Annotated in this window: 18 protein-coding genes, 1 tRNA gene and 2 pseudogenes; 7 read left to right on the top strand and 14 right to left on the bottom strand. The window is 30.5% G+C overall.

Annotated features, from left to right (window positions below):
- The 9 genes and pseudogenes from AJ936_RS05510 to AJ936_RS05470 all read right to left on the bottom strand — a co-directional run.
- Positions 1 to 1,636, bottom strand: a 1,636-nt coding sequence (locus AJ936_RS05510; protein WP_070274167.1) for a motility associated factor glycosyltransferase family protein, incomplete at its 3' end; no start/stop codon positions are given.
- 9 nt (positions 1,637 to 1,645) lie between these two features.
- Positions 1,646 to 2,892, bottom strand: a pseudogene (locus AJ936_RS10130) (DUF2920 family protein).
- A complete protein-coding gene (locus tag AJ936_RS05500; RefSeq protein ID WP_070274166.1) occupies positions 2,893 to 3,408 on the bottom strand; it encodes a type II secretion system protein in 516 nt (171 codons plus the stop codon).
- Positions 3,409 to 4,416 (bottom strand): tRNA (adenosine(37)-N6)-threonylcarbamoyltransferase complex transferase subunit TsaD, encoded by a 1,008-nt coding sequence (tsaD, locus tag AJ936_RS05495; protein ID WP_070274165.1) that lies wholly within the window; start codon positions 4,414 to 4,416, stop codon positions 3,409 to 3,411.
- Entirely contained in the window at positions 4,413 to 5,807 is a 1,395-nt protein-coding gene (locus tag AJ936_RS05490) for a M99 family carboxypeptidase catalytic domain-containing protein (RefSeq protein ID WP_044778844.1), read from the bottom strand. The genes tsaD and AJ936_RS05490 overlap by 4 nt, the downstream gene beginning before the upstream one ends.
- A 1-nt stretch (position 5,808) precedes the next feature.
- Positions 5,809 to 6,879, bottom strand: a complete 1,071-nt coding sequence (gene dxr / locus AJ936_RS05485; RefSeq protein ID WP_070274164.1) for a 1-deoxy-D-xylulose-5-phosphate reductoisomerase — start codon at positions 6,877 to 6,879, stop codon at positions 5,809 to 5,811.
- On the bottom strand, positions 6,876 to 7,601 hold the full coding sequence (locus tag AJ936_RS05480; protein WP_070274163.1) for a phosphatidate cytidylyltransferase: 726 nt from the start codon (positions 7,599 to 7,601) through the stop codon (positions 6,876 to 6,878). Before AJ936_RS05480 ends, dxr begins: the two co-directional genes overlap by 4 nt.
- An 8-nt stretch (positions 7,602 to 7,609) precedes the next feature.
- Complete coding sequence (locus tag AJ936_RS05475; RefSeq protein WP_002855905.1) at positions 7,610 to 7,948, bottom strand: hypothetical protein; 339 nt, start codon at positions 7,946 to 7,948, stop codon at positions 7,610 to 7,612.
- Position 7,949: 1 nt separating this feature from the next.
- The gene (locus AJ936_RS05470) at positions 7,950 to 9,257 is read right to left on the bottom strand and encodes an NFACT family protein (RefSeq protein ID WP_070274162.1); all 1,308 of its coding nucleotides are present in this window, start codon (positions 9,255 to 9,257) and stop codon (positions 7,950 to 7,952) included.
- A 61-nt stretch (positions 9,258 to 9,318) separates the two neighbouring features.
- Here AJ936_RS05470 and AJ936_RS05465 point away from each other — a divergent pair, with 61 nt between their 5' ends.
- The 6 genes from AJ936_RS05465 (at position 9,319) to ceuB (ending at position 14,622) form a co-directional block, all read left to right on the top strand.
- Entirely contained in the window at positions 9,319 to 9,894 is a 576-nt protein-coding gene (locus AJ936_RS05465; RefSeq protein ID WP_070274161.1) for a molybdenum cofactor guanylyltransferase, read from the top strand.
- On the top strand, positions 9,891 to 10,880 hold the full coding sequence (locus tag AJ936_RS05460) for a phospholipase A (RefSeq protein WP_070274160.1): 990 nt from the start codon (positions 9,891 to 9,893) through the stop codon (positions 10,878 to 10,880). Before AJ936_RS05465 ends, AJ936_RS05460 begins: the two co-directional genes overlap by 4 nt.
- A gap of 85 nt (positions 10,881 to 10,965) precedes the next feature.
- Entirely contained in the window at positions 10,966 to 11,934 is a 969-nt protein-coding gene (locus AJ936_RS05455) for an ABC transporter permease (RefSeq protein WP_070274159.1), read from the top strand.
- Positions 11,927 to 12,865, top strand: a complete 939-nt coding sequence (locus AJ936_RS05450) for an iron chelate uptake ABC transporter family permease subunit (protein WP_070274158.1) — start codon at positions 11,927 to 11,929, stop codon at positions 12,863 to 12,865. The genes AJ936_RS05455 and AJ936_RS05450 overlap by 8 nt, the downstream gene beginning before the upstream one ends.
- On the top strand, positions 12,862 to 13,617 hold the full coding sequence (locus AJ936_RS05445; protein ID WP_044780298.1) for an ABC transporter ATP-binding protein: 756 nt from the start codon (positions 12,862 to 12,864) through the stop codon (positions 13,615 to 13,617). The genes AJ936_RS05450 and AJ936_RS05445 overlap by 4 nt, the downstream gene beginning before the upstream one ends.
- Before the next feature lie 12 nt (positions 13,618 to 13,629).
- The gene (gene ceuB, locus AJ936_RS05440) at positions 13,630 to 14,622 is read left to right on the top strand and encodes an enterochelin ABC transporter substrate-binding protein CeuB (protein WP_044780299.1); all 993 of its coding nucleotides are present in this window, start codon (positions 13,630 to 13,632) and stop codon (positions 14,620 to 14,622) included.
- Positions 14,623 to 14,694: 72 nt separating this feature from the next.
- Here the strand turns inward: ceuB and AJ936_RS05435 are convergent.
- From AJ936_RS05435 to nrfH, 4 genes are all read right to left on the bottom strand, one after another.
- Positions 14,695 to 14,784 (bottom strand) — tRNA-Ser (locus tag AJ936_RS05435).
- A 64-nt stretch (positions 14,785 to 14,848) separates the two neighbouring features.
- Positions 14,849 to 15,403: a membrane protein gene (locus AJ936_RS05430; RefSeq protein ID WP_002892921.1), complete on the bottom strand. Its 555-nt coding sequence runs from the start codon at positions 15,401 to 15,403 to the stop codon at positions 14,849 to 14,851.
- A gap of 136 nt (positions 15,404 to 15,539) precedes the next feature.
- Entirely contained in the window at positions 15,540 to 17,372 is a 1,833-nt protein-coding gene (locus AJ936_RS05425; protein WP_070274157.1) for an ammonia-forming cytochrome c nitrite reductase subunit c552, read from the bottom strand.
- 14 nt (positions 17,373 to 17,386) lie between these two features.
- A complete protein-coding gene (gene nrfH / locus AJ936_RS05420) occupies positions 17,387 to 17,902 on the bottom strand; it encodes a cytochrome c nitrite reductase small subunit (protein ID WP_070274156.1) in 516 nt (171 codons plus the stop codon).
- A gap of 188 nt (positions 17,903 to 18,090) precedes the next feature.
- Here nrfH and AJ936_RS05415 point away from each other — a divergent pair, with 188 nt between their 5' ends.
- Positions 18,091 to 20,175, top strand: coding sequence for an RNA degradosome polyphosphate kinase (locus AJ936_RS05415; protein ID WP_070274155.1), 2,085 nt, complete (start codon positions 18,091 to 18,093; stop codon positions 20,173 to 20,175).
- 140 nt (positions 20,176 to 20,315) lie between these two features.
- Here AJ936_RS05415 and capC read toward each other — a convergent pair.
- Positions 20,316 to 21,179 (bottom strand): annotated as a pseudogene (gene capC / locus AJ936_RS05410) (autotransporter adhesin CapC); the annotation flags it as partial.

The raw sequence follows: 21,179 nt of genomic DNA, 5'->3' as shown, positions 1-21,179 counted from the left end.
CATCCTGTATAAACTCATCTTCATCTAAAGAGTGATTAAAATTTTCTATATTTTGATAAACTTTTTCTAAAAATTCCAAAGGTAAAATAAAATCTTTACTGAGTATATTTTCTAAAATTTGTTTTAAAACTAAAGCATCATTTAAAAATCTTTTAGCATTATCTTGATCTTTTTGTATTTTTTCTTTGAATTTAACTAGGAGTTTGTCACTTCTATTTTTAGTTAAACTTTTTGGAAGTTCAAATTTAGGTTTTTCTTTTGTAAGGAGTTTTTCACAACATTCTTTAAAGGAAAGTTCTTCAGTAAAATTAATCCTTGCTCCACCTTCAGTAGCATTGTAAAATTTAGCTTCTTTACTGTTGCAAGCAAAAAGATATTCAAGCTTTATGCGATAATCATTCCAAGTCATATGAGTTAAAACTTCTCCTTTACTTGCATAGGCGGGGACTTTAAGTTTGTCTATATTTTCTTCATCGCTAAATTTCTCCCCAAAATCAAAACCTTTTGAATGTGAATTTCCTTCTTCATCAAAGGCCAAATCTTGCCCTATCATAATAATATTTTTAAATCCTAAAGCCAAAGCTAAGGTATAAGAAAAATGACTTACATGAGTACCTGTATCAACATAACCAAAGTCATTAAGATTGAAGCGTTGGTATAAAGGATCATCTCTTAAAATCACACTTTTATTATCTAGTACACGAACCAAACTAGGATGAGTGGCGCATGAAAGCATATTTAAAGAAGTTTTATTTTCTTTATTTTGAAAAAATTTCATTGCTAGATCAGTAAAATCTAAATTCGTAACATAATCAGGCACTATACCTTCTTTTTCAAGCATGTTCAAAGCCCCATCAGCACAAAAGATCACTGCTTTATCTTGATAAGCTTTAAGTAAAGAAAGTTGTTTAGCTAAACTAGGTCCTGCAGAAACTACTATAGCATTTTCAAATTTGTTTTTTCTTTCATTTAAGATTCTTTGAAAAGGAATGCTTTCAAGCATAGAAGGGATGTTTTGTAAAAGATGAGAATAACACTCAAAACCGATGCATAAACTAGAATTTAAATTTCTTATCACAACTTTTATATTTTTCTCGCAAAGCTCATCTGCTTTATGCCAGATATCCTCATAAAACTTTTTATAATAAACATTATTCACAAACATTTCATACAAACTTAAGTACTCAAACATATCTTTCATATCAAAAAGTATAAGCAGTTGAATATCTACTCTTTCTTCTTCGATATCCACAAGATAAATTTTTCCACTACAAAGCTCTTCACTCAAATCCAGTGTACTTAAAGCCAGGATAAAAAGTTCTATTTCACTTTCAAATACAAAAAGATGTTTATAGTGTTTAGCTAAATTTTTAATAAGCAAGGCATTGCCTATACCATAAATACATACAAAAGGATATCTAGGAGTCTTTTCTAAAACACTTTGATAGAAAAAATTTATTTCTTCTTCTAAGTTTTCATACATAAAAACATTATGGGTTTTATCAAAGATATTCAAATTTTCATCTATATTAAATCGAGAACAAGTTTTATTTTGTATGAAATTTAAAAGTTTATTTCCTAAGGGTTCATTTACCCCGCTTAATAAAGCTTGTATGTTTTTTTCTAGTATGGTCATTAGCTTTCCTTAAATTTTATCTATTTTGAGTGATATTTTGTCATCTTTTTCGCTAAATTGATACAACAAATCCTCACAAGGATAAGAGATGCATTTTTCTTTATAATCTTTTTTTGGATTTTGTTTTATTTTTTCTAGCATCAAAGGAAGTTCTTTCTTAATCAAAAGTTTTACTGGAATTCCCATGCCATGATTTAAGTTTTTAATAAATTTTCCATCAACTTGAGATTCTTTAGTAATAGAATGCAAAGTTGCATCAAAGCCAAGTTTCTCAAGCTCTTCATAAAGCATAGTTTTTTCTTTTAAAGAAACATACTCATCATATAATGAATGATAACTTATAAAGCGAGTTTTTGAACATTTTGATTGCTCTAAAAGATGATCTTCTTCTAGAAGATTCCGAATTTTTCTTCTTGCGGGAGAAAAAAAATGAGGCGATGAAGAATTACTTGTCCAAAAAGTTTTTGTCGAACAGTATGTTTTAATATGATGAAAAAAATCAAAAGTAGCAAATTCGCTGTACTGCATAAAATCTATTTCCTTTCCAAAACCTACAACTCTCCATAAAAACTTAGCACCACTAGAATTATCTATCACTCCATCTACAAGCCAAGGAGCAATTTTAGCGGCTAAATGTGCTAAATATCCCCCATGAGAACCCCCTATCATGATAACTGGTATACCCCCCCCATAGTATCAAAAGGAGCATGTTTTTTAAGATAAAGTGCGACATTTAAAAGATCTTGAGCTTGCATGATTCCAAAATTTTGATACTCATTTTTTGTAGGTTGCAAACTCACATGCAAATTTAAAAAATAATTTGGTGCAAAATCACCTTTTTGTTTGCCTTTGGTTATTTGATTATTTATAAAATGAAAAATTTCACTCATTTGTTTATAGTCTTGAATTTTATCAACATCATAAGGAAGCTTTATGTCTATAGCTTCACAACTTACTTTTAAAATAAGCTTGTCTATATCATCTAAATAAAAAGTTGATCCAGTTTGAGGACGATTACCAATACAGTGATAATTCACTCCAACAAAAGCTAAATTAAATTTTTTAAGCAAATACTCTACGATAAATTTTAAATATACATCATTACAATCCGCACCCACTCCTTGCACCACAAACACTAAAGCTTTGGGTGTTTTTTCATCATCATACCAAAGCTTAAATTCAAGCTTTGATTCTCTTTTTATGCTAAGTTCTACATCATCACAAGAGTCAATCTCATAAGTTTTACTCACTAACATTTACCTTCCTCCTATTAAAAGATAAGTTTTACTCGCTAGGTTTTTAAAATTTTCATTCTTACTTAAGATCACGCAAGCTTTATTGCTAGAAGGGCTCGTAAAGTCTACATTTTCTAAATCTTCATGGCTTTGATTGGCTGCGTTGATGATAGCATTTTTACTTGCTTCATTGCTTGAAATTCCCATAAGTATAAAATCAGCTTTATTTATAAAAACAAGTTTTAAGCATTCTTTATCATCGCCTACGCGAAAATTTACTTCTTTTGTGCCGTTAAAATTACTAAGATCGACATTTTCAACCCCACTTACATTGCTCATCGTTTTTATAGAGTTTAAATGATCATTTTTTAAAGTATAAATACTTATATCATTAATCAAAGTTTTAAGGTTATTTAAAGACTTACTAACTTCAGCTTCATCCTTGCTTGAACTCATCTTTGGCAAGGCAATAGCGGCTAAAATTCCCAAGATAACAATCACAAAAACAAGTTCCAATATAGTAAAAGCTTTTCTCATCTATATCCTTGAAAAATTTTTATTTTTAGGGCTTAAAATATCTTCTTCTATGCTTACAAATTCCTTTTTTTCGTAAGCATCAACTGCAGCCCTTGCTATCATCAAAGCATTATCAGAGCAGAATTTTAAAGGAGCTAGTTTTAAATTTGCATTATATTTTTGACATAAATTCTGCAAACGCGAACGCAAATTAAGATTTGCACTAGCTCCGCCTACAACGCCAAAATTTTTAAATTTATAAAGATTAAAAATTTTTTCTAATTTATCCATGATATGATCACAAGCTGTATTTTCAAAGGCATAAGCTATTTCAGCTTTTATATCGTCACTTAAATTTTCATGCTTTAAAATTTCTAAACGCACTGCATTTTTAAGTCCTGAAAAACTGAAAGCAATTTCTTTAGAATGCTTTAAAGGTATGTTAAAAGAGATATTTTTAAGTTTAGCATTTTTTGCTAAATTTTCTATGACAACCCCACCAGGGTAACCTAAATTCATCATTTTGGCCACTTTATCAAAACTTTCTCCAAAGCTATCATCATTTGTGCTTGCTAAAAGCTCTAAGTTTGCATCATCTTTAAGATATAGCACCATAGTATGCCCGCCACTAACAAGCAAAATTCCTATATCTAAAGAAATTTTTTCTTCCAAAAAAAGACTATAAATATGACCTTTAAGATGATTTATAGGAATTAAAGGTAAATTTAGAGCGCTTGCTAAGGTTTTTGCCATAGAAATTCCACTGAGCAAAGAAACACTAAGTCCAGGTTCATTTGTCACAGCTATGGCACAAAGATTTTTAAAATGCTCTTTGCATTGCTTAAGTATCTTTGGTAAAGCTTCGCTATGAAGTCTTGCAGCAAGTTCGGGTACCACTCCCCCATAGATACTATGATCTAATTCTTGGGAAATTTTTTTATGAAATTTACACTCTAAGGTATTTTTATCAATGATAGCTATAGAACTATCATCGCAAGAACTTTCTATAGCTAGGATAAGATTTTTCATTCAAATTCCACTAAAATAGAACCTAAGAATTTATCTTTTGATCTTGCCATTTTAAGAGTGTTTAAATCCAAATTTTTAGCATTTTTGATCAACTTACTATTGGTATTTGCCTCTAAAAGTTGTTGCAAATTTGCCCCTCTTAACTCATAAAATTCCACTCTATAAATTTTACCCGCCATATCTAAAGAGTATTGTGTTTGCATATTTTTTTTATGAACTAAAATACCACTTTCATCTTTTCCATGATCAAAGCCTATGATATTTACACGCACATTAGCTATCTTTGGGATAAGAAAATTCTCTTTTACTTTTACCTTGCTTCCAAAAGAAGCTGTGGTTTCATTACCATCAACTTGAAAAGTTACTTCATTAAAAGCATCACTAAATTCTAAATACTCAGGATATAATCTTGTTTGAAAACGATTGCCATACTGGATATAAAAAGAATTTCCTTCTGCGATAACAGCGGTAAGTTCATTGCTTGTGTTATAATTTAACTCTTTATTTACCGGAAAAGGCACATAGTTGATAACCTTTCTTGGATTTTTTAAAGAAAGTAAAATTCTATCATCAAAAAGTTTCACTTCAAGCTCTTTATTTATGGCTTTATCAACCCCTTGTGGAGTAAGTTCAAAATCTCTACTAAATTCAATTCCTGCGGTTTTTAGATAATTTTCAATTGCCAAAAGATGATAATAAGCTCTTAAATTTACAGGCAGATTTTTACTCGCTTCATTTGCAAAAGCGGCTTTGTGATTTGAAATCACAAAATAAGTTAAAGCTTTAAGCATTTCCGTATCACCAAGCTCTTGGGTTTTGGTGTTTTTAAGATGATAAGCATGCTTTGGATCAGCAAGTGAAGAATTGACACTATTTACGGTTTGAGTAGCGATATTTTCAAGATCGGGGTATTTGCTTGCATTGATTTCGCTTGTATCAATCACGCTTGAATTTCCCCAACGCTTAGGATTTTGCATCGCATCGATATAAGTGGGTTTATAAAAACCCCAACCATCGTGAAGATTGATCACCATACTAACTTCAGGAAGCAAAATAAGCTCTTTAATGCGTTGAACTCTCTTATAATCAGGATCTTTTGGGCTAATGCTTGCAAATTTACGGTTTAAATCCCCATTATTCCCACGCGAACGCTTGATAATACTATCAAAAGCTAAATTTGGAGCCACTATAATCTTACCCTTAGTGATATTATAATCACTCAAAAGCAAACTTGCCGCATGAAATCCACCAGGCTCATCGCCTTGAATTCCACCAAAGATCAAAACCGTATTATTATCATCTAGGCTTTTTCCATTTTCTCCTACGCTAAAGTCTAGCTCTAAAGCAAAAATACTTGTTATAAGAAATAAAATTGTTAAAAAAAATTTCATTTTAACTCCTTAAATACTCTCTTGTTTTAAAATCATACTCAAAAACTTCTTCTATGCTTGAAATTTTAGGTACTCCAAAGTGATCAAGAGCTTTAAAAATGTATCTAGCAATATCTAAAAATCTACTTTTATTTTCTAAAAAATTATAAACACCAACTTCATTAGCAGCATTGATGATAACACCTAAATTTGGCTCTTTTAAAAATGTGTTTTTAAGCTTAAAAATAGGATATTTTTTTGTGCTAATTTTATGAAATTTTAAAGCAGGCATTTTGCTAAAATCAACAGCCTCTAAAATAGGCGTATCTTGTTTTTCAAATATAGCATCTGAAATAGCTAATTTCATATCTGCTTTTGAAAAATACGCCGTGCTAGCTCCATTTTTAAATTCACACATTGCATGTACTAAAGATCTTGGTTCTATTAAAGCATCAATTTCTTTAAAATCATATAAATGATAAGCCTCTATAATCTCAAAGAGCTTATTTGCCATAGTCGCACTATCTATAGTGATCTTTACTCCCATGTTCCAATTAGGATGTTTTAAAGCATCTTTGACACTAACTTGATTTAAATCTTTGATTTTGTACTTATAAAAAGCTCCGCCACTTGCTGTGATATAAAGTTTTGCTATATTTTTTTTACCTTCGAGTAAAAATTTTAAAGCCGCATGCTCACTATCAACGGGTAAAAATTTAGCCCCTTTTAAAAAACTCCCCGCTACCACAAGACTTTCTTTGTTAGCTAAGGCTATGTTTTTGCCAAGTTCTTTAGCCTTTAAAGTGCTTTTAAGTCCTGCAAAACCTACAATGGCATTGAGCAAAAGTTTGTCTTGGCATTCTGTTAAAATTTGCTCTAAACCTTCTTGTCCTATAAAAACTCTATCGTGTTTAACTAAATGCTTATTTTTTGAATCTTTTATGGCAACAAATTTAGGCTTAAATCTTGCGATTTGTTCATTTAAAAGAGCAATGTTATCTCCACAAGCTAAAGCAGAAATGGGAATGTTTTTTAAAGCAGCAAGTTTAAGAGCATTTACTCCTATGCTACCCGTACTTCCAAAAAGTATCATAAAAGAGCAACCATTACAAAAGCAGCAATGATCACTGCATCGATTCTATCGAGCACGCCCCCATGACCAGGGATAAGATCTCCACTATCTTTTACACCTGCTTCTCTTTTAAAATAACTCTCAAGCAAATCTCCAATTACTGCAAAAATCGCTACAAAAAACGAACAAAGCAAAGAAAGCCAAAAACTATAAACAAAAACTCCTAAAATAGTTCCAATAATACTCGCACAAATCAAGCCACCTATAACACCTTCTAAGGTTTTGTTTGGACTTGTTGGAGAAAAAGGGGTTTTACCCATAAGTTTTCCGATAAAATACGCTCCACTATCACAAGCTGCAACGATAATGATAAGCCAAAAAAGCGCGAACATACCCTGATCTAAATACACTTGCCAAAGTGCTAAAATAGGCAAACTAGGATAAATATAAATAAGAGCTGGTTTTAAGGAAGCCTTTTTATAAACCAAATATCCAACGACTAATAACAAAGCTAAAATCCCAAAAAACAAAGCTTTATGCGATAAACTTCCCAAAATAAAAGCTATAGCCAAAGGGATAATAGAAATATTTTCTAAAACAAAAAGTTTTTTTGCTTCACTAAAAGATAAATACAATAAAACCGCAAAAACGATAAAATTGATAAAAAATTGATCAATCAACGCGATAATAATAATAGCCCCTATCATCACAAGAGCTGAAATAATTCTAGCTGTATTAAACATATTTTTCCTTATATACTAATATCTAAGCGATGAATGCTTTGTGCGTCTTTAAAATTTGGATCTTTAGACTCATCTTCTTCATTTTTCTCATCATCGCTAGTTTTAGCTTCTTGATTGTGTTTTTTCTTTTTTTCTTCTTGTTCGGCTTTCTCTTTGATCTCTTCTTTAATTTCATGAGTCTCATTGACTTTTTCAAGCTTGTTTAAAGTTTTTTCTTTTTCATTAAATTCAGCCATATTTAGCGTAGCTGCAAAACCTTCTTTTGCAAGCTCATTGCTTGCTTGTGTAGCTGGATAAGCCATATTTTGATTTATATAATTGACATTTCCTAATGGGCTAACTGGCATTTTAATCCTTCGTGATATTAATACTTTTAAAATTTGTATAATTTACAAACGCCTTTTGCTGAACCTTAACAAAATTTTTTAAGGTATAATCGACCCAATACGAACCTTTCTTTAACTTAGAAAAGCTTACACAAAGCCTTGCAGCAAATTCTATCACATCAAGGCTGATTTTTTGCTTGTTTGATACAATCAAAGTATGCGCACTAGGAATATCCCTTACATGAAGCCACAAATCATCTTTTTTAGCATTTTTAAGTAAAAATTCATTGCCTTTTTCATTTTTACCCACGCAAATTTTAAACTCATTAAAATAAAAATTTGCCACAAGATCTTCTTGTTTATGATCTTGATTTTTTTTGCTATTTTTTTTAGGTAGTAAAATTTCAAGCTCTATCTCACTCTTAGCTTGAAGCAATAATTCTTTTAAACTCAAGGTAAAATCTAATTTTTCTTTTAAATTTTGCCTTTGTATGTTTAAATTTTTAGCTTTTTGTTCTAATTTTTTAGCATTTTTATAATATAAATTAGCACTTTGCTTAGGACTAAATTCAAGCTTAAATTCAAGCTCTTTGCCTTCAAAATCATCAAGCTTAAATTCCCTTTCATAATCTTTTAAAACACTCAAATTTGCAAACAATACATCAGCCCTTTTTCTGTATTCTAAAGCTTTTAAGAGTAAAGAATTTTCTTCATCTAAACTAGAAAAAAGTTCTTGTAAATTTTGTATTTTTTTATCCACTTGTGCAAGTTTTAAATTTTTTATTTGTTTGATTTTACTCTCATAAATGCTTGTAAATTTGCAAGAAAAATAATCTTTAAAATCTTTAATTTCCTCAAAACTTTCATCCATTTTATAAGGCTTTAAAGGCTCTAAAATCACATTAGGTTTTACAACGCGATAGCTTTTATCAATGTGCCTTAAAGCCTCTATGATCAAATCTTTTTCATCTGTAAGAATAACATTGGTATTTTTACCCGTAAATTCAAAATAAATTTTACTCTCATAGCTTTTATAAGTCTTATTAGCTTTTACACTAAAACATAAAATACGATTGCCTTTAAGGACTTTAACTTCCTTTATAAAAGCATTACTAAAATACTTTTTAAGCATAAAATCAAAAGGTGCATTATAGTTTTTTGCATTAAATTTAGCTGTATAAATCGCACTCATTGCACGAGTAAGATCAAAAATAAATCTTTCTTTATCAAAGCTTAATTCCAAAATATTGTCATTGATACGCTTGATAAAATCGATTTTTTTAAACTGAGAAAAAAAAGTTTGCAATTGTAAAAGTTCTGTGTATTTCATAAAAGAAATTATAAAATATTTTAGCGAATTTGTGGTAGAATTAAACTAAAAAAGGAAATTTGTGCAGCTTAATGAGCTAAATTGTGTGATTTTATGTGGTGGTAAATCTAGTCGTATGGGACAAGATAAAAGCAAATTGATTCTTAAAAATCAAAATTTAACTCAATTTCAAGTAAATAAATTTTCTAAAATTTTTAAAAATGTCTATGTGAGCGCAAAAAAAGACAAATTTGAAAACCATTTTAGCTTGATAAAAGATTCTTTAGAATTTGAAGTTTACTCTCCTATGCTTGCGCTTTACTCTATACTTTCAAATTTTAAAAATGAATTTGTTTTTGTTTTAAGTGTAGATAGTCCTAAAGTAGGTGAAAATGAGCTTTTAAAAATGCTTCCTTTTTTAGAGCAAAACTATAAAATAATCATAGCCAAAACTCCTTTACATAAACATCCCTTGTGCGGCTTTTATCACAGCTCTTTAGCTCAAACTTGTAAAAATTTCTTAGAAAAAAATGAACAAAAAATAGGACTTTTATTTTCTGAGATTAAAACCAAATTTGTGGAATTTGAAGATGAAGATGCTTTTTTAAATCTTAATTTTTATGAAGAATATGAAAAATTTAAAAGTGAGTTAAAATGAGAAAAATTGCTTTATTTTTAAGCTTATGTGTTTTTATATGGGCTAGTGATTTACAACAAGCTTTAGAGTATGAAAAACAAGGCGATTATAAAAAAGCTATGGAAATTTACAAAAAACTCGCTTTAAAAAATTCATCTGTTTTAATCCCTCAAGAACAAAATAAAACTAAACAAACTACTCAAAATGAAAAATCTATTATTGCAGCCAAAGAAGAAAGACAAGATTTTGCTCGTCTTGCCTTGGCAAATTATCTTGAAGAAGATGAATACTTTAACCCTCTTGGCATTAGTGCTTATAAAATGAATTATTTTCTACCTTTGGCTTATAGTTTTAACTCTCTGGAAGAAAATCACAATAAAAGTGAAGCTAAATTTCAACTTAGCATTAAAAAAAGGCTTTTTGAAAATTTGCTAGGATTGGATGAAAAATATTATATTGCCTATACCCAAACTTCTTGGTGGCAAATTTATGAGCATTCTTCTCCTTTTAGAGAAACCAACTATCAGCCAGAATTTTTTATAGATTTTCCTTTGTATCTTAAAAATTATGAATTTTTTAACAACCTACGCGTAGGTATATTACATGAAAGCAATGGCAAGGGAGATGAGAATTTGCAATCTCGCTCATGGAATAGAATTTATGTATCTACAGCTATTTTATATAATAAATTTTTATTTGTTCCACGCCTTTGGTATAGAATTCCCGAAAGCAAAAAAGATGATGATAATCCTGCCATCTTGCATTATATGGGAAATTTTGATGTGAATTTAGCGTATTTAGGCGATGATTATTTTATCAATCTTATGCTAAGAAACAATCTTAAATTCCGCAATAACAAAGGCGCTATACAAGTTGATCTAGGATATGATATTTTTAATAACGGAATTTATTGGTATTTACAATACTTTAATGGCTACGGAGAAAGCCTTATAGACTATAACAAACACTTGCAAAGACTTTCCACTGGATTTTTGATTTCTTACTAAAATATCCTTTGTAGTTTTATCATTTCTTAAAACAAATTTCATTACAATTTCATTTTTGATAATTATTATTACTATAAGGAAAGATTTGTTTTTTAAGCATATATTGAGTTTAAAAGTGCTTATAGCTTTACTTTTATTCTTTGGAATGATAAGTTTATTTATAGGAGTTATCAGTATCAATGTAAAAGATATTCTTAATCTTAACTCCACTCAATTAGAAATCATAACTCTCACAAGAATTCCTAGACTTATAGCGATTTTACTCACGGGAATGAGTCTTAGTATATGCGGGCTTATCATGCAACAACTCACGCAAAATAAATTCGTTTCTCCAACTACAGCAGGAACTATGGATTGTGCTAAATTTGGCATACTTGTTTCTTTAATATTTTTTGCTGGAGCGTCTTTTTTCACTCAAGCTATCATTGCATCTGTATTTGCGCTTTTGGGTTCTTTTATATTTATCCAAATTTTAAGAAAAATCAAACTCAAAGATGTGATTTTTGTACCTTTGATAGGCTTGATGTTTGGAGGCATTATTAGTGCTATAACCACTTTTTTTGCCTATGCTTTAAATTATATACAAAATATCCAAGGCTGGTTACAAGGCAGTATGGCAAATGTTATGCAGGGAAATTATGAATTGCTTTACATTTCTTTACCGCTTTTTATACTTGCTTATTTTTTAGCTCATAAAATCACCATAGTTGGCATGGGCGAAGATATAGCTTTAAATCTTGGAATTTCTTATAATGGGATATTATTTTTAGGTTTGATGATTGTAAGCATTATCACTAGTTTAGTGATTGTAAGCGTTGGGATTATCCCTTTTTTAGGGCTAATTATCCCAAATTTAGTAGCTCTTTATCTAGGTGATAATCTTAGAAAAAATCTTATCTATATAGCACTTTGTGGAGCTTTGTTTTTACTTGTTTGCGATATCATTTCAAGACTTGTCATCTTTCCTTTTGAAATGCCTTTAAGTATCACTACAGGTGTTTTAGGATCTTTAATCTTTATCTTTCTTTTGTTAAAAAGGAAAGTTTATGCGTAAAAAAATGCTGATTTTAAGCTTTTTAACACTTGGTATGATAGGGATTTTTATACTTGTGGGTTTAAATGGCTTTGATGGGTACGCCTTAAAAAGTCGTTTTTTACAAATTGCAGCTATTATCATAGTAGCTATTTGTATCGCTGTTTCAACAGTGATTTTTCAAACTTTATGCAATAACAAAATTCTAACCCCTGCTATCATAGGATTAGATTCTTTATATATGTTACTTCAAAGTGCTCTTATCTTTTCTTTTGGTGCGGCTAATTTAAGTGTTTATAAAAACGATATTAATTTTTTAATCACTCTGGTTTGTATGGTAGTTTTTTCACTAGGACTTTATAAAATTTTATTTAGTAGCGATAGAAGCATTTATCTTATCATGCTTTTAGGCTTAGTTTTTGGAACACTTTTTAGCACTTTAAGCTCTTTTTTTGAAGTATTAATCGACCCTGATGAATTCATGGTGATACAAGGAAGAATGTTTGCTAGCTTTGATAATATTGCTTTTGATGTTTTAATTCTTGCTTATATTATTAGCTTTTTAAGTTTTATATGGATTTTTCGCTATATGAAATTTTTGGATCCTTTGAATTTAGGCAAAGATTTAGCGATAAATTTAGGGATAAATTATCAAAAAATTTCAAAACAATTGATGATTATCATAGCTATTTTAACTTCTATTAGCACCGCGCTTGTAGGTCCTATAACCTTTTTAGGACTTTTGGTAGTAAATATCACTTATGAGCTATTTAAAACTGCAAAGCATAGTATTTTGCTAAGCGCTTGTATACTCATTAGCATTTTAGCTTTGCTTGGAGGGGTATTTTTTGTCTCTAAAGTTTTTGATTATAATGCCACTATAAGCGTGGTTATTAATTTCTTAGGTGGGATATATTTTATCTATCTTGTATTAAAGGGTAATAAATTATGATTAAACTAAAAAATATCACCAAATTTTATGACAATAAAGCCATTATTTCAGATCTTAGCCTTGATTTTCATAAAGGCAAAATCACTTCTATAATAGGAGCCAACGGTGCTGGAAAATCCACTCTTTTAGCTCTAGCAAGTCGTTTGATAAAACCTAGTAGCGGAGAAATTTATATCGATGGAATGAATTTAAAAGACTATAAAGAGCAAATCTTAGCACAAAAAATTTCCATTCTCAAACAACAAAACAATATCAATTTAAGATTAAAAGTTGAAGAATTAGTCGCTTTTGGGCGTTTTCCGCATTCTCAAGGAAGACTTAATGCAAACGATAAAATCAAAATCAATGAAGCTTTAGAATACATGGGGCTTAGTAACTTAAGAAATGAATTTTTAGATACATTAAGCGGCGGACAAAAACAAAGAACTTTTATAGCCATGATCATCGCTCAAGATACTGAATTTATAATGTTTGATGAACCTTTAAACAATCTTGATATGAAGCATAGCGTACAAATCATGCAACTAATGAAAAATTTAGTCAAAGACTTTAACAAAAGTATAGCTGTTGTATTGCATGATATTAATTTTGCTTCGATTTATTCTGATGAAATCATAGCCTTAAAAGATGGGAAGCTTTTAAAACAAGGCTCAAAAGATGAAATCATCAATCAAGAAAATTTAAAACAAATTTATGATATGGATATACCCGTAAGTCAAATTGATGGTAAGAAAATTTGTATTTATTTTTAAAAAGGAGAAAATATGAAAAAATCTTTAGTTTTTGCATTTTTTGCATTTTTTTTAAGTCTAATCTTAACAGCTTGTAATTCAAACTCAAATGAAAACAACGCAAGCTCTACAACAAAAACCAACACTGCTACGGTGAAAGTTTTGCCTATCAGCATGAGTGATGAAGGTGATAGTTTTTTAGTAAAGGATAGTCTAGGAGAAAATAAAATCCCTAAAGATCCTTCTAAGGTAGTGATCTTGGATCTTGGAATTTTAGATACTTTTGATGCTTTAAAATTAAACGATAAAGTCGCAGGCGTTCCTGCTAAAAATTTACCAAAATACCTACAACAATTTAAAAACAAACCTAGTGTAGGTGGAGTGCAACAAGTTGATTTTGAAGCCATTAATGCTTTAAAACCTGATCTTATCATCATTTCTGGACGCCAAAGTAAATTTTATGATAAGTTAAAAGAAATAGCTCCAACTTTATTTGTAGGTCTTGATAATGCAAATTTTTTAAGCTCTTTTGAAAATAATGTTTTAAGCATTGCAAAACTTTATGGTTTAGAAAAAGAAGCTTTAGAAAAAATTTCAGATATTAAAAATGAAATTGAAAAAGCCAAAAGCATAGTTAATGAAGATAAAAAAGCTCTTATCATTCTTACAAATTCTAACAAAATTTCAGCCTTTGGTCCTCAATCTCGCTTTGGGATTATTCACGATGTTTTAGGGATTAACGCAGTAGATGAGAATATAAAAGTAGGCACACATGGCAAAAGTATCAATTCTGAATTTATACTAGAAAAAAATCCTGATTATATTTTTGTTGTTGATAGAAATATCATTGTAGGCAACAAAGAACGCGCTCAAGGCATACTCGATAATGCGCTTGTCGCTAAAACCAAAGCAGCACAAAACAAAAAAATCATCTATCTTGATCCAGAATACTGGTATTTAGCAAGTGGAAATGGACTAGAGTCTTTAAAAACTATGATTTTAGAAATCAAAAACGCTGTAAAATAATACAATCTCGCAAGAGCTAGTCTCTTGCTTTAATACTTAATAAAATACTTGGAATTTTCAAGAAAGTTTTAGTGGCGGACAGAGAGGGATTTGAACCCTCGAGACCCGTTAAGATCTGCACCCTTAGCAGGGGTGTGGTTTCAGCCACTCACCCATCTGTCCAATAAAAGTAAAGTGTGATTATACAAAAAAATAAATAATACCTAGCTTAAAAAGCTAGGAAAAATCAAAGGCTAAGATAAGCCAAAAGCAAAGTTACAACAACCCCTACTCCAAGAACTGCAAATTGTTTACTTCTATCTTTTTTATTTGCAAACAAAGTAATCATAAGCCCTGAAATATAAAGCATAAATAAAGTAATACCAAAGCCTACACTAAGCACAGAAAAATACCAAGCACCCTTATCTTTATGAAGCATAATCATATCTCCAAGTAAAGATCTTGTTTTTAAGGTAATGTTGTATTCATTAGTAGAATTTTGAGTTATATTAGCACTATAATGAGTTCCGCCTATTGTTATGCCTTTATCTTTACTTTTAATGATATCTGTATTAGATGGCACTTTTAAACCATTTGTTTTTAAGTACTCTATTAAAGCTTCTCTTTCTTTACCACTTTCTATAACTTTTGACAATTGATACTGCTCAACTTTCAAACCCACATCTTGATTAATACCAAAAATATACGCTATACCTGTTAAAGCAAAAAGCAAGGCGCAAGGCAAGAAGAACAAACTAAGATAGATATGAACCTGTCTAAACAATTTATTTTTATTGATCATTTTAAATCCTTTTTGATTATCAAAATTTGTTATATTTTGACAAAACAAAGTGAAGTAAAAGTGAACTTCAAATAAAAAGTTTATATTTTTTAAAACAAATAAAAGAAAAAGCCCTATGATTTATAGGGCTTAAGAATTATTTTTTATCAATCACTTGATAATTATAAGGAACAAGCTCTTTATCATGCTCTAAAAGTTCTTTTGGAGGATTACCATTAACATCTTTTTCATCTGCATAGTAACGCTCTCCAGCTTTATGACCATTAACATCTACTTTATAGTAAAGCTCTCCTGGATTAAATTTTTGAATATCTTCAAAACCTAAATTTGAAGTTTTAAAATCTTTAATTCCATTTGCTGCCGCAATTTCTACAAGTTTAGTTTGTCCCATTCTTGCCATATCAACAGCTTGCAATAACATTCTTGAAGCTTCGCGAGGATTATGAAAACCAGTTGAGTTTTCAGCATTAACAAAATCCGCTCTCATTTGAGCTTTACGATGAAGTTCTAAAACTTCTTTTAGCTCTTCGCTAATTTTTTTCGCATCAGCTTTTCCATCGCTTTGGAATTTTTCCATATTGCCTAGCTCATCGCGTAGTTTTTTAGTATCCATAATCAAACTAACAATTGCGTACTCTGCAGTTCTTTGATCATGTGCAACGCTATTTTGTATGTCAAGTACTTGAGCTTTTAAATAATCTTCGCTTTGTTTATGACAAGATTTGCAAGCAGAGTTAATATCTCTTAAAGGAGAAGTGATATTGTGTTGAGTAACCTTTTTAGCCCCTTCTCTAACATAAGGCATATGACAATCCACGCAACTTACTCCATTTGCAGCATGCACACCGCCACTATAAAGTTCACTTTCTGGGTGTTGAATTTTAATAATTTGTGCCCCTGTTAATTTATGAGTAAAATCAGCTCCAAATACTCCACGAACTTTATCATAATAATCATCTAGCATTTCAATTCTAAATGGTTGTCCTTTTTTCCACTCACTCCAAGGAAAAGTTAAAACTATACCATCGGTTTCAATCTCTTTAGCTTTATTTCCATCTCTCCAAAACTCATACTCATCATAATTTTTCTGAGTTCCATTCCACCATTTTTTAGAACTATCATCTACAATAGTTTCACCCATTACTTTTACTTTTTCCCCTGTTGGTTTAAAATAGTATTCAACATGGCATTGAGAGCAAACTAAAGTTCTCATTTCTTCTCTTGTAGCTTTTACGCCTTGTACTGGATCTTTTTCATATCCCCTAGAAACTAAAGCATTAATAGCTGCTGGACGAGTAAGTCTTAAACTCATATCATTTGGATTGTGACAATCTGCACAAGTTACACCCATTCTTTTACCACCATGTGGACCTGCATGTTCAGGTGAATTTTCCACTATACCATCAACGGCTGGGATATTTTTAATCATGGTCCAATAATTTGTAGAGTTAAAAGCAGTAAAATCCCCTTTAGCAACATTTTTTATAAGCCATGGAGTCCATCCACTATGACAATTCATACAAGCTGCGGGCTGGCCTTTAAAAGCAGCAAGGCCGTGAGCATTAAGAAAATCTTTGTTGTTTCTTGCTGTTTTCATTTGATCTACTTGAACCCAAAAATGCCCTCTTTCTTCATTGAAATCAAGACTAAAAGGATATCCTGCCCAAAGTATGGTTAATTGAGGAAAGCGAATCAATTTTGAATAAGCTAAATTACCACCAAATTCAGTAGCTTTAGGCTCTTCTTTTTCAACTGTTAAATACATTTTTAGCTGCTCTGGAAAAACCTTACCCCATTTTTCAAAATTTGGATCATCATCACTAAGCAAAGAAAAATCAGCATTTGCTGCAATGGCATTTTTATTTGCTTCATCTTCTTTTTTTTGATTGATATCATTATTTAGCCATAAAACTCCCGCTATAAGTAAAACCAAAACAACAATACCCAAGCGTAAAATATTTTTTTTCATTCATCTTCTCCTTATTAAATTCCGTGTTTATGTCCAACATCTTTATGACAAGAAGCACAATTTAATGACTTGTCTGCATGTGGATTTGTTGTAGCATTGATAGCTGTTTGAGCAAAATCTGCATGACAGCGTACGCAGTTTTCTTGCACCATTTTTCTGCTTTTTTCAGTCACACTCAAATTTGTAGGCAACTCATCAAGTTTAAAAGTAAAAGCATAAGCATGCCCTAAACCACTTTGAGCTTTAGCTATCCACTTAGCTACAAAATTATGTGGCAAATGGCAATCCACGCAAGTTGCCCTAGGTTCGCCTTTGACTTTTTGAGAGTGCGGCCCTGCCATGTATTCATTATAAACTTCATTCATAATATGGCAGTTATTACAAGATTCGCTTGCATTGCTTAAATAAGATGTGCCCTTAGCGTTATAAAAAGTATAAAACCCAACCGCAAAGAAAACAAAAAGCAAAACAAGAAAAATAGTAAAAAGATTCGAAGTTTTCTTCAAAATTTTCCTCCTTAAAATTATCATTTCTTAAAATCTTCAATAGAACAATAATGTCACAGAATTTCCCAGAAATAAATTTTGTAATTTTAACATAGATGAATTTAATATAATTTTAAAGATATATTTACTCTTAATTAACCTAAAAAATTTGAAACTTTTATTCAATAATTTTAAAATAAATGATAAAATATAACAAAAAAAAGGAAAAATTAATGCAAATAAGTCCTGATATGTTTATCAATCGCGAACTTTCTTGGCTTCGCTTTAATTCTCGTGTTTTAGACCAATGTTCTAAAAATTTACCCTTATTAGAAAAATTAAAATTTATAGCTATATATTGCACTAATTTAGATGAATTTTATATGATACGCGTCGCAGGCTTAAAACAACTTTTTTCAGCTGGGGTTAATGCAAGCAGTAGTGATAAAATGACCCCTTTACAACAATTAAAAGCCATACGCAAATACTTACACCAAGAAAAAGAGCTTTTGGAGCGTTATTTTAATGAAATCACAAGTGAATTAGAAAAAGAAAATCTTTTCATAAAACATTATGAGAATTTAGATGAAAATTTAAAACAAAAATGTGATGAGTATTTTTTCTCCAATATTTTTCCTGTTATTGTTCCAATAGCTGTTGATGCTACTCACCCTTTTCCACATTTAAATAACTTATCTTTTTCACTAGCGGTTAAAATTTGCGATAAAGCACATCCTGAGCTTGTAAAATTTGGAATGATTAGAATTCCAAGAGTTTTACCTCGTTTTTATGAAGTAAGTGCAAATATTTATGTTCCTATAGAAAGTATAGTCCATCAACACACAGAAGAAATTTTTCCAGGCTATAAACTCTTAGCTTCAGCAGCATTTAGAGTGACTAGAAATGCAGATATGGTAATAGAAGAGGAAGAAGCTGATGATTTTATGATGATTTTAGAACAAGGCTTGAAGCTTCGCAGAAAAGGAGCTTTTGTAAGATTGCAAATTCAAAAAGATGCAGATGAACAAATCGTAGAATTTCTTAATACTCACATGAAAATTTTTCATAAAGATGTTTATGAATATTCTATTTTACTCAATCTCCCTAGCCTTTGGCAAATCGCAGGAAATAAAACCTTTACACATCTTTTAAGCCCACTTTACACGCCTAAAACTTTACCACCTTTTGATGAGAATTTATCTATTTTTGATGCTGTAGAAAAAGAAGATATACTCATCATACAACCTTTTGAAAGTTTTGATCCAGTTTATAAATTTATCAAAGAAGCAAGCAAAGATCCTGAAGTAATTTCCATAAGAATGACACTTTATAGAGTTGAAAAAAATTCCAATATAGTTCAAGCTTTAATTGATGCTGCAAGCGATGGAAAACAAGTAACTGTGATGGTAGAATTAAAAGCACGTTTTGATGAAGAAAATAATCTTCATTGGGCGAAAGCTTTAGAAAATGCCGGAGCTCATGTTATTTATGGCATTACAGGTTTTAAAGTCCACGCTAAGGTTTCTCAAGTCATACGCAAACAAGGGGATAAGCTTAAATTTTATATGCATTTAAGCACAGGAAATTACAATGCAAGCAGTGCTAAAATCTATACTGATGTGAGTTATTTTACAAGCAAAGTAGAATTTGCAAGAGATACGACAAAATTTTTTCATATCTTATCAGGCTTTAGTAAAAACCGTCGTCTTCAAACTCTTTCAATGAGTCCAAATCAAATCAAAGAAAAAGTTTTAGAAATGATACGCATTGAAACAAGCAAAAAAAATGAAGGTGTGATTGTAGCTAAAATGAACTCTCTTGTGGATAGTGATATCATACAAGCGCTTTATGAAGCAAGCATGGAAGGAGTACAAATCGATCTTATCATACGCGGAATTTGTTGCTTAAAACCTGATGAAGAATACAGCAAAAACATACGCGTTAGAAGCATCATAGGAAAATACTTAGAACATGCTAGAGTATTTTATTTTAAACATAGTGAGCCAAATTATTTTATATCGAGTGCAGATTGGATGCCAAGGAATTTAGAGCGTCGCTTAGAACTTATGACTCCTATATATGATGAAAGAAGCAAAGCTAAATTAGCTCAATTTTTACGCTTACAACTTAGCGATAATGTTTTAGCTTATGAGCTTAAAAACATTGGAGAGTATGAAAAAATTCCTTCTTCTGAAAAAACCATAGATTCTCAACAAACCTTAGAAGAATATGTAAGTAAAATTTATAAAACACTTAAAAAAGATACAGATCAAAGTCGTGCAACGCACTTAGCTTCCAAACTTTTCAAAGAAAACTAAAAGTTTTTAGGGTTTTTACTCTAAAGACTTATTTACTTGTTTGTTATAAAAAGGGCTTTAAGATAAAGCCCTAGGAGATTTCCCATAGAAATAAACAATCATTTCTAAACTATAAAAAGATTTAGAAATGATTTTTAAGATTAAAATTTATACTTAAGTCCTACTTGACCACTTAAGTAAGTTTCATTTTTATTATCTACTTTACCTGCTAGTATTTGTTTAGCACCAAAGCCAAGATTCATACTGAGTTGATTTGTAAAATCTATATTACCCCCTACGATAATTTGCCCATATGTTTTTTTCTTGTTGTTAGCTTCTACACTAGTAAAGAAAGCATTATTTACAGCTAGGTTAGCTGTGTAATCATCACCACTATTGATAACAAATTGTTCTATTTTTGGAGTTACAAAAATATAAGAGTTTTCATTCATATATTTTCTAAATTCAGCACCCACTTCAACACTTACAGAATTGTTTTTCATAGAATCAATATCTTTAGCAATAGCACCATTTTCTGTATGAGATGGAGTATAACTAAAATAATAATTTATCCCTGCAAAAGGTTTGATAAATAAAGTATTATCACTAAAGTCAAACACACGACCTGCATTAGCACTAAGTCCTAAGAATTTGCTTGTATAATCTGAGTTATATGCACCATCTGTTTGAATATTGTCTTGTTTAGTTGGAGAAACTTGAGCATAAGCTTTAAGATTAAGTTCCCATTGTGGAGCTACATTGATAGTAGAATACATACCTAATTGGAAGTTATCACTTTTTTGTTCTAAATTATTGTCTTTGATTTTAGCATTTGCATAAGTAAAATAAGCACCCCATAAAACATTATCATTAGCTTGTTTATCTACCCCTACGGTAGCACCATACATTGCACCACTATCTCCATCGATAATGTTAGCACCACCAAAAGCATTAGCCCAAATACTATTGGTATATTCATTTACATAGCTTGGTCTCATATCACTATCTAAAGCAGCAAATTTAAG

It is taken from the genome of Campylobacter sp. BCW_6877 (assembly GCF_001762445.1).
GTDB lineage: Bacteria > Campylobacterota > Campylobacteria > Campylobacterales > Campylobacteraceae > Campylobacter_D > Campylobacter_D jejuni.
The sequence above is the reverse complement of the archived record's forward strand: the minus strand, read 5'-3'. Positions and strand labels throughout refer to the sequence as shown.

Bases quoted from the DNA above. Each gene is read 5' to 3' on its own strand.
- ceuB (WP_044780299.1), top strand. From the start codon at position 13,630: ATGAAAAAATCTTTAGTTTTTGCATTTTTTGCATTTTTTTTAAGTCTA.
- AJ936_RS05500 (WP_070274166.1), bottom strand. From the start codon at position 3,408: ATGAGAAAAGCTTTTACTATATTGGAACTTGTTTTTGTGATTGTTATC.
- AJ936_RS05430 (WP_002892921.1), bottom strand. From the start codon at position 15,403: ATGATCAATAAAAATAAATTGTTTAGACAGGTTCATATCTATCTTAGT.
- AJ936_RS05470 (WP_070274162.1), bottom strand. From the start codon at position 9,257: ATGAAATACACAGAACTTTTACAATTGCAAACTTTTTTTTCTCAGTTT.
- AJ936_RS05415 (WP_070274155.1), top strand. From the start codon at position 18,091: ATGCAAATAAGTCCTGATATGTTTATCAATCGCGAACTTTCTTGGCTT.
- dxr (WP_070274164.1), bottom strand. From the start codon at position 6,879: ATGATACTTTTTGGAAGTACGGGTAGCATAGGAGTAAATGCTCTTAAA.
- AJ936_RS05425 (WP_070274157.1), bottom strand. From the start codon at position 17,372: ATGAAAAAAAATATTTTACGCTTGGGTATTGTTGTTTTGGTTTTACTT.
- AJ936_RS05490 (WP_044778844.1), bottom strand. From the start codon at position 5,807: ATGAAATTTTTTTTAACAATTTTATTTCTTATAACAAGTATTTTTGCT.
- nrfH (WP_070274156.1), bottom strand. From the start codon at position 17,902: ATGATAATTTTAAGGAGGAAAATTTTGAAGAAAACTTCGAATCTTTTT.
- AJ936_RS05445 (WP_044780298.1), top strand. From the start codon at position 12,862: ATGATTAAACTAAAAAATATCACCAAATTTTATGACAATAAAGCCATT.
- AJ936_RS05450 (WP_070274158.1), top strand. From the start codon at position 11,927: ATGCGTAAAAAAATGCTGATTTTAAGCTTTTTAACACTTGGTATGATA.
- AJ936_RS05460 (WP_070274160.1), top strand. From the start codon at position 9,891: ATGAGAAAAATTGCTTTATTTTTAAGCTTATGTGTTTTTATATGGGCT.
- AJ936_RS05475 (WP_002855905.1), bottom strand. From the start codon at position 7,948: ATGCCAGTTAGCCCATTAGGAAATGTCAATTATATAAATCAAAATATG.
- AJ936_RS05480 (WP_070274163.1), bottom strand. From the start codon at position 7,601: ATGTTTAATACAGCTAGAATTATTTCAGCTCTTGTGATGATAGGGGCT.
- tsaD (WP_070274165.1), bottom strand. From the start codon at position 4,416: ATGAAAAATCTTATCCTAGCTATAGAAAGTTCTTGCGATGATAGTTCT.